13 protein-coding genes are annotated in these 14603 nt (G+C 38.7%); 4 read left to right on the plus strand and 9 right to left on the minus strand.

The annotated features are described in order from the left end of the window. Positions 1–243: 243 nt before the first annotated feature. Entirely contained in the window at positions 244–1611 is a 1368-nt protein-coding gene (locus J3U74_RS09950; protein ID WP_220218803.1) for an L-serine ammonia-lyase, read from the plus strand. A gap of 72 nt (positions 1612–1683) precedes the next feature. Here J3U74_RS09950 and J3U74_RS09955 read toward each other — a convergent pair whose 3' ends face one another. From J3U74_RS09955 to xerD, 6 genes are all read right to left on the minus strand, one after another. Continuing rightward, entirely contained in the window at positions 1684–2043 is a 360-nt protein-coding gene (locus J3U74_RS09955; protein WP_267329311.1) for a helix-turn-helix domain-containing protein, read from the minus strand. A 55-nt stretch (positions 2044–2098) separates the two neighbouring features. Further along, a complete protein-coding gene (locus J3U74_RS09960) occupies positions 2099–3583 on the minus strand; it encodes an NAD(P)H-hydrate dehydratase (protein WP_267329310.1) in 1485 nt (494 codons plus the stop codon). Between the two features lie 64 nt (positions 3584–3647). Beyond that, positions 3648–5045 carry a UDP-N-acetylmuramate:L-alanyl-gamma-D-glutamyl-meso-diaminopimelate ligase gene (gene mpl / locus J3U74_RS09965; RefSeq protein ID WP_220218806.1) on the minus strand — a complete coding sequence of 466 codons (1398 nt, stop codon included), beginning with the start codon at positions 5043–5045 and terminating at the stop codon, positions 3648–3650. 111 nt (positions 5046–5156) lie between these two features. Beyond that, on the minus strand, positions 5157–6893 hold the full coding sequence (gene recJ / locus J3U74_RS09970) for a single-stranded-DNA-specific exonuclease RecJ (RefSeq protein WP_267329309.1): 1737 nt from the start codon (positions 6891–6893) through the stop codon (positions 5157–5159). A 73-nt stretch (positions 6894–6966) separates the two neighbouring features. Next, positions 6967–7662 (minus strand): bifunctional protein-disulfide isomerase/oxidoreductase DsbC, encoded by a 696-nt coding sequence (gene dsbC, locus J3U74_RS09975; RefSeq protein WP_267329308.1) that lies wholly within the window; start codon positions 7660–7662, stop codon positions 6967–6969. A gap of 25 nt (positions 7663–7687) precedes the next feature. Beyond that, positions 7688–8587: a site-specific tyrosine recombinase XerD gene (gene xerD / locus J3U74_RS09980; protein ID WP_416379778.1), complete on the minus strand. Its 900-nt coding sequence runs from the start codon at positions 8585–8587 to the stop codon at positions 7688–7690. A 275-nt stretch (positions 8588–8862) separates the two neighbouring features. On the opposite strand from xerD, the gene J3U74_RS09985 reads away from it, so the two are divergent. Together J3U74_RS09985 and grxB are read left to right on the plus strand one after the other, a co-directional pair. Then, a complete protein-coding gene (locus J3U74_RS09985; protein WP_220218810.1) occupies positions 8863–9495 on the plus strand; it encodes a Pr6Pr family membrane protein in 633 nt (210 codons plus the stop codon). Next, entirely contained in the window at positions 9492–10139 is a 648-nt protein-coding gene (gene grxB / locus J3U74_RS09990; RefSeq protein WP_267329306.1) for a glutaredoxin 2, read from the plus strand. Before J3U74_RS09985 ends, grxB begins: the two co-directional genes overlap by 4 nt. Before the next feature lie 113 nt (positions 10140–10252). Here the strand turns inward: grxB and J3U74_RS09995 are convergent, their stop codons facing one another. Beyond that, the gene (locus J3U74_RS09995) at positions 10253–11287 is read right to left on the minus strand and encodes a tagatose 1,6-diphosphate aldolase (protein ID WP_366518702.1); all 1035 of its coding nucleotides are present in this window, start codon (positions 11285–11287) and stop codon (positions 10253–10255) included. 255 nt (positions 11288–11542) lie between these two features. On the opposite strand from J3U74_RS09995, the gene J3U74_RS10000 reads away from it, so the two are divergent. After that, a complete protein-coding gene (locus J3U74_RS10000; RefSeq protein WP_267329304.1) occupies positions 11543–12862 on the plus strand; it encodes an MFS transporter in 1320 nt (439 codons plus the stop codon). A gap of 62 nt (positions 12863–12924) precedes the next feature. Here the strand turns inward: J3U74_RS10000 and J3U74_RS10005 are convergent, their stop codons facing one another. After that, complete coding sequence (locus J3U74_RS10005) at positions 12925–13728, minus strand: pyrroline-5-carboxylate reductase family protein (RefSeq protein ID WP_267329303.1); 804 nt, start codon at positions 13726–13728, stop codon at positions 12925–12927. 15 nt (positions 13729–13743) lie between these two features. Further along, on the minus strand, positions 13744–14595 hold the full coding sequence (locus J3U74_RS10010) for a VOC family protein (RefSeq protein ID WP_267329302.1): 852 nt from the start codon (positions 14593–14595) through the stop codon (positions 13744–13746). Positions 14596–14603: the final 8 nt, after the last annotated feature.

Raw genomic sequence — 14603 nt, forward strand, 5'->3', positions numbered from 1 at the left:
CAGTAATGATGACCATTTAAAGAAAAAATCCGCTTAGGTTAATAGGCGGATAAATATTCTTCAAGTTGATAGCAATTGTGTTATAAAGCAGTCCTAATTTTTCATTCTAAGCGTGAGGCGTTTTGTCCTAACTGGTGGTTGTTAAGCTTTTAACACAGATGTTTGTTATCCAATTTGTTTGAGTAATCTATAAAGTTTTTATCAAAAAGGCTCAGTTACATTGGGCTTTGAAAAGGGAAAAATATGAGTTCGGTATTTGAAATATTTAAAATCGGTATTGGGCCGTCAAGTTCACATACAGTCGGACCAATGCGAGCTGGAAAAGCATTTGTCGATGAGCTGATAAGTCAAGGGTTGATGCCGTCTGTAACCAAAATTGTAGCAGATGTTTATGGTTCATTATCACTAACCGGTAAGGGGCATCAGACCGATATCGCCATTATTCTGGGGCTGGCTGGTGAAAAACCCGATACCGTCAATATTGATAACATCCCGATATTTATTGAAAAAATTAGTCAGACTAATCGGTTATCGATTTATGACAATCGTTATGAAATTGATTTTCCACTAGCTGAGTGTATGGTTTTTCATTCTAAATTTTTACCATTACATGAAAACGGTATGACATTAAGCGCTTATCATGGCGATGAGCTGCTGTTTCAAAAAACTTACTACTCTGTTGGTGGGGGCAAAATTGTTGAAGAGGCGCAATTTGGTCAGCAAGAGCAAAATCCGGTTTTGTTGCCTTATCCATTTTCGACTGCCGCACAGCTATTAAAATCGTGTGAAGATAATTCGTTATCCATTTCCAGTATTATGATGAAAAACGAGCTGGAATTGCACTCTTATGAAGAGATTGAAGACTATTTTCATCGTGTCGGGCAGACTATTTTAGATTGTATTAAACGGGGCATGAATACCGAAGGGTTATTACCCGGCCCGCTTAAAGTGCCACGCCGAGCGTTTTCCTTGTACCGTCAATTATCGACCACCAAAGATAATATTATCAGCGATCCTATGGTCATTATTGATTGGGTCAATATGTTTGCCTTAGCGGTGAGTGAAGAAAATGCTGCCGGTGGGCGGGTTGTCACGGCGCCAACTAATGGTGCATGTGGGATCATTCCTGCGGTGCTTGCCTATTATGATAAGTTTATTAATCCTGTTACGCCGGATATCTCAATGCGTTTCTTTTTAACTTGTGGAGCAATTGGGCAGCTTTATCAAAAAAATGCCTCAATATCGGGTGCAGAAGTAGGGTGTCAGGGTGAAGTTGGTGTTGCTTGCTCCATGGCTGCCGCTGGGCTTGCTGAGCTTTTAGGTGGGAATCCGCAACAAGTTTGTATGGCCGCTGAAATTGCCATGGAACATAATTTAGGTTTAACTTGCGATCCGGTTGCCGGGCAAGTACAAGTGCCATGTATTGAGCGTAATGCTATCGCCGCTGTTAAAGCAATTAATGCCACTCGTATGGCTTTAAGACGCACAACCGTTGCCAAAGTGTCGCTTGATAAGGTGATTGAAACCATGTATGAAACCGGTAAAGACATGAACGCTAAATATCGTGAAACATCACGAGGCGGGCTGGCAATTACCGTTCATTGTAGTTAATTTGCCGTTAACTGCGATAAGTTAATCCTTCAATTCGCCGACTAACAATTTGGCGAATTGAAGCGATCAAAGTTAATATTTCCAGCGCATGGTATTGACTTTAGAACGTAAAAAATCATTATTGGCCAGCATATCGACTTTTTCACTTTTTATTGAACGTAACTTTCTTTTTCGTTTAGCTTGCTCAGTTGATGTATGATGCATCAGTTCATTGTAGGCAAGTAAATTATTGAGCTGATCAAGCTCGCCCAATCCTTTTAGTACGTTAATCAGTGTATGTAAAGTAATGGATTCACCACTTTCGATGCGTTTAATGGTTGCTATGCCAAGCTCAGATTTTTGGGCAAGTTCTTGTTGTGATAAATTTTTTTCAATTCTTGCCATTTTTATTCTGCGACATAACATTGCAACCATTTCGGTTGTTTCATTCATGAGTTATCCTCAATATAGAGATAATGCATTGGGTTTCGAGCCTGTTATTTTGGGATTAATTGGGTAGTATATGGGTTAAACCTTCGATAATATCAGAAGCTAATAAACTGTATTTATTTAATTTTTCAGCTGCTTTATTACCAGCCAAACCGTGCAAGTAAACACTTACTGGGGCTGCTTGAGCGGCGGGTAAATGACCGGCAATGAGTCCGGCTATTATGCCTGTTAACACATCACCTGATCCAGCCGTTGCCATACCATTATTACCCGATTGATTAATATAAGTCGGTTTGTGAGGTTGGGCAACGACGGTCTTAGCATCTTTTAACACACAAATGACATTGTGCTTTTGCGAAAAAGTTTTTGCTGTTGCGATTAAGTTATGTTTAATTTCATCGATAGCGCGTTTGGTTAGGCTGGCCATTTCACCTAAATGTGGTGTAAGGATAATGGGCGATTTGGCTTGCTTAAGTAATGACAAATCTTGCGATAACACATTAAGTCCGTCAGCATCAATAATAATTGGCACGGCCGCATGGTTAAGCACGTAAGATAAAATCTGATGACTATCATCTGATACCCCCATACCGGGGCCGATAACAATTACCGATGCCCAATTTATCCATGTTTCAAGTTCAGTAAAATTAACGTGATTTGGTGTAAAAGGCGATAATAATGCTTCGGGGAGTTGGGATAATAAAATAGTGCTATTACAAATTGGTGTGTAAATACGTACTAACCCGGCGCCGGCTCGATAGGCGGCTTTAGCCGATAAGTAAGCGGCACCGGACATGTTTTGCGAACCGGCGATTGTCAATACTTTACCATAAGAGCCTTTATGGGAGTCATTTGCTCGTACCGGTAATAATTTATCGAGATCATCTTGCTCGAAAGTATAATGCGAAGCCGGTTTGTCGGCATAAATCCCAATATCGGCAATCGTTACTTTGCCGGCTAACTCAAGGCCGGGATAGAAGGATAATCCGAGCTTAGAATAGGCAAAGGTTACTGTCTGTTTCGCTTTTACCGCCGCACCTAATATTTTTCCGGTGTCGGCACACACGCCGGAAGGGATATCAATCGCCAGCACATCGGCATGACTTTGATTAATCAGCTCAATAGCCCGCAAAAATTCACCACTAACATTGCGATTAAGACCGATACCGAAAATAGCATCGACAACCGTTGTATAGGACGAAAGTGAATCGGGTAACGATGTCATGACAGGGATTTGATAGTGCTGAGCGATTTTAATTTGCTGTAATGTTTGAGCCGATGCACTATTAGGTAAGCCAACTAAATAGACTGTCACATCGATATGTTGTAATTTGAGTAAACGCGCAACGGCAATGCCGTCTCCACCATTGTTACCATAACCACATATGAGCGCAACTCTGCTTAGGTTAAAATCTTCAGTTTGAAGTTGATTGGCGACCGCTAATGCCGCTCGTTCCATTAACACTAGTGAAGGCAAGCCGATTGTTTGCGAAGTATGAGCATCATAGTGCTGCATTTCAGACGAGGTGACTAAGTATTGCATGCAGCCTCCTTGTTGGTAACGATATGCCACACGCTGTGGCATATCTTTGAAGGGGTGAAAACGACTATTTGATTAACAAGGGTTTGTCTTGCTGATTTTTAATTTGTTGTTTTTCCAGACTATCTAAAATCTTTTTATGAATACCATTAAAACCACCATTACTCATAATCAATATGGCGTCGGTCGGTTTTGCGGATTTTGTGATCATTTCAACTAAAAGATCGATATCGCCCGACCAATAAGCCGGTTGAATACAGGCATCAACAACATCAACAACCAACCAAGGTAACTGTTCCGGTTGGAACATGTAAACTTCGTCAGCCCGCCCAAGCGACGGTGCAAGCTCATCTTTAGATATACCGAGTTTCATGGTGTTGGAACGTGGTTCGAGTACGGCTAAAATTCGGCGATTAGCACCAATTTTACTGCGTAATGCTTCTAACGTCGCTAAAATTGCGGTTGGATGATGCGCAAAGTCATCATAAATTTCAATATTATTCACTTGACCATATAACTCTAAACGTCGTTTGGCATTGATAAATGAGCCTAATGCCTGACAAGCATCTTCAGCCTTAACCCCGACATTGTTGGCAGCAGCAATAGCCATTATGGCGTTGTGCATATTATGTTCACCAACTAAAGAGTATCGAACTTCGCCTACTTTATTACCATTAAAGTAGACCGCAAAGTGGCTGGCATCGTTATTCATTCGTTGGGCTAACCAACCTGTTTCCGATTCAGTAAATATTTGATCGCTCCAACAACCTTTGGCTAATACCTGTTTAAGATTGACATCTTCTTGTGGTGCAATAATCAGACCTTTACTTGGCACTAAGCGCACTAAGTGATGAAACTGTTTTTGAATTGAGCTGAGATCATCAAATATGTCAGCGTGGTCAAATTCTAAATTGTTCATTATTAGCGTTTTCGGGCAATAGTGCATGAATTTGGAGCGTTTATCAAAGAACGAACAGTCATACTCGTCAGCTTCAATAACAAAGAAATTTCCTTCGCCTAATCTGGCTGATATGTCAAAGTTTCCAGGTACGCCACCAATAACAAAGCCTTGCTTAAAGCCTTGTTGTTCTAAGATCCAGTTTACCATGCTGGCGGTAGTGGTTTTACCATGAGTACCAGCAACCGCAATCACCCAGCGATCTTTTAATACATTGTCATGCAACCATTGCGGTGCTGAGATATAAGGAATGTTATTATCTAAAATGTATTCCACACAAGGATTACCCCGTGATAATGCGTTACCAATGATAACTAAATCCGGTGTAGGATTTAATTGCGCAGGATCGTCGCCTTCAATGATTTCGACATTTTCTCGTTGTAATAAGGTGCTCATCGGCGGGTAAACATTTTTGTCTGAACCGGTGACTTTGTGACCTAGTGAGCGGGCTATTAATGCAATTCCTCCCATAAATGTGCCACAGATACCAAGAATATGAATATGCATTTTTAGTCCTTAACTTTGTATAAATTGTAGTAAAAAATAATGGTTTTGTTACCAGTTTGGTTAAATAGGTTTTTTGAAGTAGTTTCGTTAATTATAGTCGATTTTTATGGCTTATGCGATAGGCCATAAATGCCTTATCATTAATTTTGCAGCTTGATTGCCTCGAAACTCATCGACACCTAAGTGATAAACGATTGTTACATTTTTGATTGACTGATCAGGCCATTTAGTTGTATCAGCATTGAAATATATCCCTTCAATAATGGGTCCGCCTTGTTTGGGCTCCAGTACTAATCTAAGATGTTTTTCGGCAAATAACTGCTGTCTGTGAACGATAAAATCACCGTCAAAAATTGGTTCGGAAAAGCCTTCTCCCCATGGGCCGGAATCTTTTAGCTGTTTGGCTATAGCATAATTGAAATCTTGACCGGCTATCTCACCGTCGGTTTCAATCACTTGTTCAAGCAGTTCATCATTTAATACTTGATCAACCAGTGCTTCAAAACTGTCGGTAAAATGGGCTAAATCTTGTTCTCGAATAGACAAACCCACCGCCATAGCGTGTCCACCAAAGCTGACTAAAAGATCAGGATGAAGCTGATCTAACTGTTCAATCAGATCACGCAAATGTAAACCGGCAATCGATCGGCCGGAGCCTTTTAATAGACCGTCTTGTGTTGAAGCAAATGAAATCACTGGCCGATAGTATTTCTCTTTCAACCGAGCCGATAATATCCCAATAATCCCTTGATGCCATTGTGGATGATGAACAACTAATGCACTAGGAATTGCCGCTTTTTGTGTTTCTATCTTTTCAATAAGCGATAACGCTTCTTTATGCATTGTTTGTTCGATTAATTTGCGATCGTTATTTAACGCATCAAGTTCGGTTGCTTGTTTAATGGCGGTGTCAAAATCATCACAGAGTAATAATTCCACTCCCAATGACATATTATCCATTCTTCCTGCGGCATTTAAGCGCGGCGCAATATAGTAAGCAAGATCGATAGAGGTAAAACAAGCCGCCTCTTTTTTCGCAACTTGCAATAATGCTTTGATACCAGCACAACAATAGCCGGAACGAATCCGATTGACTCCTTGATGTACTAATATACGATTGTTATGATCTAATTGCACCACATCAGCAATCGTTCCTAAAGCCACTAAGTCCAGTAAGCTGGCAATGTTATATTCTTCTAAGTTATTGCTAGCAAACCAGTTTTCCTTGCGCAATTTAGCCCGTAAAGCCAGCATTAAATAAAACGCCACACCTACGCCGGCTAAATGTTTAGAAGGGAAAGCGCAATCAGGCAAATTCGGATTGACTATGGCATCAGCATTAGGTAACTGCTCCGGACATAAGTGATGATCGGTGATGATAACCGCAATATTCGATTGTTTGGCAAATTCAACCGCATCGAATGAAGATATCCCATTATCGACAGTCACAATAAGATCGGCTTTTTGAGCTATGGCTTTCTCAACCACACTGGTGCTTAAACCATAACCGTCTTGAAAACGATCAGGTATAATATAATCAACAAATTGGCACCCCATTTTTTTTAGGGCTCTGACTGTTAAAGCGGTGCTGGTTGCGCCGTCGGTATCAAAATCACCGACAATCATAACACGTTGATTATTTTTCATTGCTTGATAAAGCAATTCGACAGCATCATTGATACCATCTAAATTATCATAACCGGTTAAATTGCGTGTGGTATAGTCAAGTTCTTTTATTGATTTCACGCCTCGTAGTGCATAAATTCGCTGCAATAGTTGCGGAATATCTTTCGGTAATTCCGGGAGCGATTGCGGTAACGGACGATGTAATAATCTATTTTTTCTCATAATGTAAATGTTAGCGCATTGGCGCTAACATGGATATTAAATTAGTGCTAAATTATTAATTAATTGAAATATTTTAAGGATTTTTTTTATCTAAAATTTCAATTAACTTATCGGCCGGTACATAACCCGAAACAAGTTGTCCGTCAGGCAAAACAATAGCTGGCGTACCAGAAATACCTAAACTTCTACCCACATCAAATTGTTGGGTGACGTAAGGTACCATGCTTGTTGCTGGTGAGATTTTTTTGCCTTTGTAAGCATCGTCAAAGGCTGCTTTACGATCAGCTACGCTCCAAATTGACTGCATATTTTTTCCTGCTTCACTATTAACACCGCTTCGTGGGAAGGCAAAGTAGTGAACAGAAATGCCCGCATCTAAATATTGATCAATATTTTCGTGGAGTAATTTACAGTAATGGCATGTATAATCAGTGAAAACCCAAATGACATACTTTTCATTTTTAGCTTGATAAACGATTGCATCTTTTTCAATTTTTTTAATGGCATTTAAATTATCTTTATTGGCAATATTTTCCGGTTCATCACCTTCAACGTTATAAAAAGGACCTTGTGTTAGATATTTCCCATCAGCAGTAACATAAAATATTCCGTCATCTGTGGTAACCGCTTTTAAGCCTTTTATCGGCGAATTATTAATTTTTATTGTATTGGAATTGTACCCCAGTTTTTCGAAGCTTTTTAAAATATCACTATTGCTTGCAAGCGCAGAGGTTGAAATTAATGCTAAAGCTAAAACTAATTTTTTCATTCAATTACCCTTATTTTTTGAACTTTTATGCTCGAGGATGATGTTTAGTGTGTAACTGTTTTAATCTCTCTGTTGCCACGTGTGTATAAATTTGCGTGGTGGATAAACTACTATGTCCAAGTAACATTTGCACAACACGCAAATCGGCACCATGATTAAGCAAATGTGTTGCAAACGCATGCCGTAGTACATGGGGAGATAGCGAGTCAATATTAATCCCGGTTAGTATGGCATAATATTTTATCCGATGCCAGAACGTCTGTCGTGTCATTTTTTTGCCCAATCGACTGGGAAACAGGATATCAATTGGCCCGGTTTTTAACAGATCATTACGGGCATATTTAAAGTAGAATTCAAGCCAGTAGACTGCTTCTTCCCCTAACGGGACTAGCCGTTCTTTATTGCCTTTACCGATAACTCTTATCACTCCTTGCCGAAGGCTAATATCACTGATCTCTAAATTAACTAATTCAGAAACCCGCAAACCTGTTGCATAAAGCACTTCTAACATGGCTTTATCACGTAATTCGATTGGATCGTCTATACTAGGCGATTGAAGTAAAGCATCAACTTGTGATTCAGTGAGATCTTTCGGGAGCTTTTTCGGTAGTTTGGGCGCGGATAAAACCGCTGACGGATCGTCAGTGCGATAATTTTCTTGATATAAGTACTGGAAAAAGCGTTTAGTTGCGCTCAGTAACCGAGCTGAACTACTGGCTTGGTAACCGGCATTGACTCTCGACATCAAAAATTCTTGCAAGTTATGCGTTTGTGCGTTGACAAAATTAACTTGTTGCTGTTGTAGCGATTGGCTTAATGCAAATAGATCGTGCCGGTAAGATTCAACCGTATTTTCGGCTAAATTGCGTTCTAACCAAATTGAATCTAAAAACTGTTCAATTAACATTTTATTTTGTGGTGGTATATCTTTTTCAGACATAAAAAGCCTGCTCTTTATGACACGTATTGCAACTATTATATACCAACAAGAGTCAAGTTGCAGTTTCGGCGATAAGATTAGACGAAGCTCATTCAATTGAGCTTAAATTGCTATAAATTTACCCATTTTTATACTTAAACATAGGGTATTTCTGAAACTTCTTGTCAAACGTTGCTAAAAGGATTTTAATTTATACATTGTTTTGTATTTTTTTTATTTTCTGATATATACTTCCTGCCAAAATTTGGGCTGTTCACTTTATGATCATGTTGAAACGAAATATCTATTGTCTTATTGCGTTATATATTTTTTTTGTAATTGGTATTGAGACCTATACCTATTGGCATATCCAACTTCGCCCTTGGCAACCAAAATCACCATTAGGGCGCCTTGAATATTATTTCAGTTTTTTTACTGTGCTTTCAAATATTCTGTTAGCGGTAAGTTGCATATTTTTAAGCTTAAATCCTCAATGTGATCGATATGGTTTTAAGGTGATTCGGCTAAATGGCTTAATTGGTGTGGTCATTACGGCTATTGTTTATAATTTAGTTTTAAGAAAGATCCATATACCACCAAACAGCATCGCCCGGTTTGCCAATGAAAGTTTACATGTTATTGCGCCTGCTCTGGCTGTATTGACTTGGCTGATTTGGGGACCATTTAGGCGTATCAATTTTAAGGTCGTAATGGGTTCAGCGCTTTCGTTGTTGGCTTATGGGGTTTATATTTTTGTGCGTGGTTATTATACTAATCGATACCCCTATCCATTTATCAATGTTACTCGCATTGGTTATCCCAAAGCTTTGCTTGCTGCCGGTATCGTTTTCCTCATGTTTGTAGCCTTAGCTTTATTGTTTTGGGGTATAGATGCCTTAAGGAGACGAAAATGAAACTGTATATCTATGAGCACTGTCCATTTTGTGTAAGAGCAAGAATGATATTTGGTTTAAAACATATACCCGTTGAGCAACATGTTTTGCTGAGTGATGATTTTAAAACGCCCGAAAAGATGATTGGCAAAAAAATGGCGCCGATTTTGCAAAAAGCGGATGGTAGTTATATGCCGGAAAGTTTAGATATCGTCGAATATATTGATAATAACAATGGTAAGCCTATTTTAACCGGCACTAAATCTCCCCAAATAGCCGACTTGATTAAACAGCTACAGCAATATGATTATAAGCTTGAAATCCCTCGTTATATCAAGCTAGGGTTAGCGGAATTTGCCACCCAAAGTGCGATTGATTATTTTATTAACAGTAAAGTGGCAAAAATTGGTTCTATCGACGAGTGTTTAGCTCAAAGTGAAAAATTAATTTTAGCGGTGAGTGAAATTTTAAACCAGTTTGACGCTGTTATTGTTTCGCAAAATGCGTGTAATGGCGAACTATCGTTAGATGATATTTGCTTATTTCCGGTGCTACGTAATTTAACCTGCGTGAAAGGGTTAACTTTTCCACCGAAAATAAAAGCCTATCTTTTATCTATGGCGGCAGATAGCGGCGTGGATCTATTTTTTGATAGAGCTATTTAAGATTGTCGTTATTGCAGATTGCATTCGATTCCTGCGGGGGAAAGAGTACAAGCAAAATAGGAAGAAAACTTGTACTCTTTTTTTTAATCCATTAATAATAAAATCTAACGTCCTTAATTACCCAATTTAATATCGATTACTTCGATATTATCTTTACCACCGTAGATATCATACCAAGGGGTAGCATATTGTTTTAAAATTTTATTGAGGTGTTCAACATTTTCACGTCCGGTTTTATCTAACCAACGTTTTAGCTCATCTTTACCACCTTTAGCATAAGCGGCAACACCTTCAAACCATGTAGCTCGACCACCTAAAATACCACTATATTTAGCGCCGTGTTCACCGGCAAAAATTAGTTCTTCATGGAAAGTCTTCGTCGGTACGCCGGCACTTAAATAGATGAAAGGACGAGTAGCAGCATCGCTTGCTTGTTTAAAATAGTCTGCTGCTTCTTTTTGGGAGTAAACCACAACGTTATTATCATTAAAGCCTTCGACATTTTTGAAAAGTACCGGTACTTCAACTTTTAACACATCGATGTAATAGTGATCTTTAGTAAACTCTTCAATGGTTTTAATCACTTTTTGTGGTTTAATTTTGGCAAATTCGGGGCTCTTATCATCGGTGATTTGATTGTCATAGACAATTGGCTCAACAAAAACAGGAATATCGGCTGCTCTTGCTTCGTTGCCTAAGCGTTCTAAAAATGCATGCTTTTTATCTAAAATATCTTGTGGATCATCGGGATTGTAGTAAACCAATACTTTTGCAGCATCGGCACCTTTTTTGATAAGGCGTTGGAGTGAGTCTTCGGGCAAAATATCGGGTAAACGTCCCGGCGTATTGGCATCATAGCCTGTTTTTTCATACGACATGATTAATCCGGCATTCTCATTTTTGGCTGCCATGCCTTTATAACCGTATTGCTCATCAAGTAAAATTGCACTGACATATTTCGTCAATTCTTGAGAAACCAGCTCCTTAAATTCATAGACCATATCAACGTGATAACGATCTTTACCGACTGCGGCTTCCATCATTTTGACCATTGAGCCGCGTTGGTCGATAGCTAAAGCGGCAATCACACCATCTTGGTTTGATAATTGTTGCATACGGTTAAATTTGCCGCGAGAAATACGTTTTATAGCCATTTTCAACTCTCCATTTAATAATGAGAAATTATTATAGATTGGATGAATGACCGTTTATTAATCATTTGTGCTAGTTTCAATCCAATTCTACATTTAATTGATTTAATTAGTTGATATGATAACTGATGTCACTATTATGTCATTAATAAAACAGGTTTCAAATGATAATTTCTTCACAATAAAAAGACGTTCGGGTATAGTAAGGCAGCATAACCGACTGTTTGTAAACAATAATTTGCAAGGATTACTATGTCAGACTTTGTTTCACACGCTCCATTGCGCAAACTCAATAATCAAGACTATAAAACGCTTGCGCTTTCTGCTCTGGGTGGGGCTTTAGAATTTTATGATTTTATCATTTTTGTCTTTTTTTCTATCACCATTAGTCATCTGTTTTTTCCGCAAGATATGCCGCAATGGCTAAGTCAAGTACAAACCTTTGGTATTTTTGCCGCTGGCTATCTGATTCGCCCGTTTGGTGGCATTGTTATGGCGCATTTTGGTGATCTGTTTGGTCGCAAACGAATGTTTACACTCAGTATTTTGCTTATGGCACTACCCACCTTGTTTATTGGTTGTTTACCCACTTATGCCAGTATTGGTATCTTTGCGCCGATATTACTCCTGCTCATGCGACTTTGTCAGGGTTTAGCCGTTGGCGGCGAAGTGCCGGGCGCATGGACATTTGTGGCTGAGCATGTTCCCAGAAATAAAATCGGTTTAGCCTGCGGCATTTTAACCAGCGGATTAAGTTTAGGTATTTTACTTGGATCGTTAGTTTCAACCGTCATGAATAAAAGCTTATCTCCAGCACAAATGGTTGATTGGGGTTGGCGTATACCCTTTATTATCGGCGGTATTTTTGGCTTAATTGCGATGTATTTACGCCGTTGGTTGAAAGAGACCCCAATTTTTCTTGAGATCCAAAAACGTAAACAGCAAGAACAATCCCAAAAATTACCGGTAGTCACTGTCTTAACCCAATATCTGCCGCAAACCATACTATCAATGTTACTTACTTGGGTGTTGTCAGCAGGCATTATGGTGATAATGCTCATGACCCCAATATTATTACAAAAACAGTTTGGCTACTCGGCTATAGAAGCGTTACAAGGTAATATATTAGCCATTATCGGGTTGATTATTAGTTGTACTTTTTATGGCATGATGATGGACAAATTTGCGCTCGCTAAAGTGCTTTTAATTGGTTGTATTATTGCCGCAGTGATGATAGCGATCTTTTTTGGCTCATTAGATAACGCTCAGCTACTATTTATTACCTATCCGCTAGCGGGCTTTAGCGTCGGTATTGTTGGATCGTTTGCTTATTTTATGGTGAAAGTTTTTCCAACTTCGGTTCGTTATAGCGGTGTGTCGTTCTCCTTTAATATGGCGTATGCCATTGCGGGTGGTTTAACGCCATTACTAATCTCATTTTTTAGTGATTTTGTGAGTAAAATGGCGCCGGCAATTTATGTTGTAGGGCTATTTTTACTAGGTACATTAATTGGGCTTTTTTTATTAATTAATAATAATACTCAAAAATATGTAGCAAAAGACATCTCATAAAACTCAATAGGCAATAAAAAGTTTGAGGAACGGGGTTTTTTTATGTTCCTCAACTATTGTTTTTAATCAATTTTACTGCTTTTTCCCAGCTCAATAGTTCGAATGACTCCAGCTTTCACGCTTCGTTGTAACCCTGCGGCAAAATCACTATTATTTAGTTCATACAAACTATGCATTCCAACTCCGGCTGGCGAGTTATTAATATCAAGCAATTGCCTTGGATGTTTTTGACTTAATTGAAGCATTGAGGCTGCGCCGTGTAAATTTTCAATTGCAATGCGTTTGGCCATATCTCGGGGCAATCCAACTAAAACTCCAGCATCAACTAACGATTCATAAAAATAATAAATATAATTCGGTCCTGCAACGGCATAGCCAGTAAAAATATCAAGCAGTGATTCGTCAATATATTCAAGTTTACCAAAACTTTTGAAGAATTGGGTGACGGATTTTTGTTTTGCAACAGCCTGATCATTCTCATCGGTAGCAATACCTGAATAACCAAAACCTGTATCGGTAAGTGTATTTGGAATTGTTCTAATAACAGGAAGATCAACTTTTAAGGATTGTTTTATTTGGGCAATTGTTACTCCAGCAATGATTGAAATGATAATAGTCTCTTTAACATCCAATTGTTGAACAATGTTACGCCATGCATCTTGAGGTCGAACTCCCAATACAATAATATCTGCATTGACGATTTTGCCAGTTGGGGTAACGCCATAAGTTGAATGTAAATAGTCTAAGCGAGATTTAACAATATCGTTCACTAATATATTTTGGGGTTGATATGTTTTATTTTTTATCAAAGCGCTAATAATCGCTTCAGACATATGGCCACTACCTATAAATAAAATTGTACTCATACTCATAGTTCCTATTTATAATTGGCTAAAAATCATAACTACACCATATGTTTCACTGGCAGGTACGATAATCGTATCATTTTGTAAATTGTATTTAATTTTTCCTTTTTCTAGTGCTTGTTGGGTTTGCGCTAATGATTTTGTTGTGAAGCCTAAAGCAACTTTACGATCTTGGTCGTTATTCGCTTTACTTACTGACGAGCCAAAAAGATGCTGTATTGCATTTGGTGTAAGGTAATCAATAAATTTATCTTCAGCTTTTAGACGTACGCCTCCGTCAATTTCGATAATGTTTGCTGAAGGGAAAGTTTTTTCAAGCAAGTTAATTGAGGAACGGGGTTTTTGAGCTTCAATAATGACTTGATTAATATTTATTACACCATTTGGGTGCGTTTGCCACTCTTTACGCCAAACCAGTTCCGGAGTCAGTTGGTCGCAAAAAAAGATCTGTCCATTTGGTGTATAGGAAGGGTCTAATCTGACGGTTTTAAAACGCGCCTCTGGTTTAGTGCCATCATTTAATTCGACAGGTCTAAAAAAGGATTTAGGACCGTCACCCTCAACTTTTATACCTTGGCTAACAAGTTGTTGATAAAGTTTGTTGGCATCTTTGGTTTTGAAAACTAATCCAGTTAGCCCGTCAGCAAAACACCAACTTTTATCTACTTTACCCGCATTTTGAGGTTCAAAACCTAAAAGCTCAAGATATGTGGTCGTAAATATCGCTAAATTATTACTTGTTCCTAGTGAATGGTGGCCCCTTGGGGTTGTTGTGAATCCCAGTTTTTGATATTGAGAATTTGCTTGATCGAGCTGATCTGATACGGTGATTACAACATGATCAATTTGTGGACTAAGTGTTGTCATTATATTCA

This window comes from Gilliamella sp. B3892 (assembly GCF_026536305.1).
Classification (GTDB): Bacteria; Pseudomonadota; Gammaproteobacteria; order Enterobacterales; family Orbaceae; genus Gilliamella.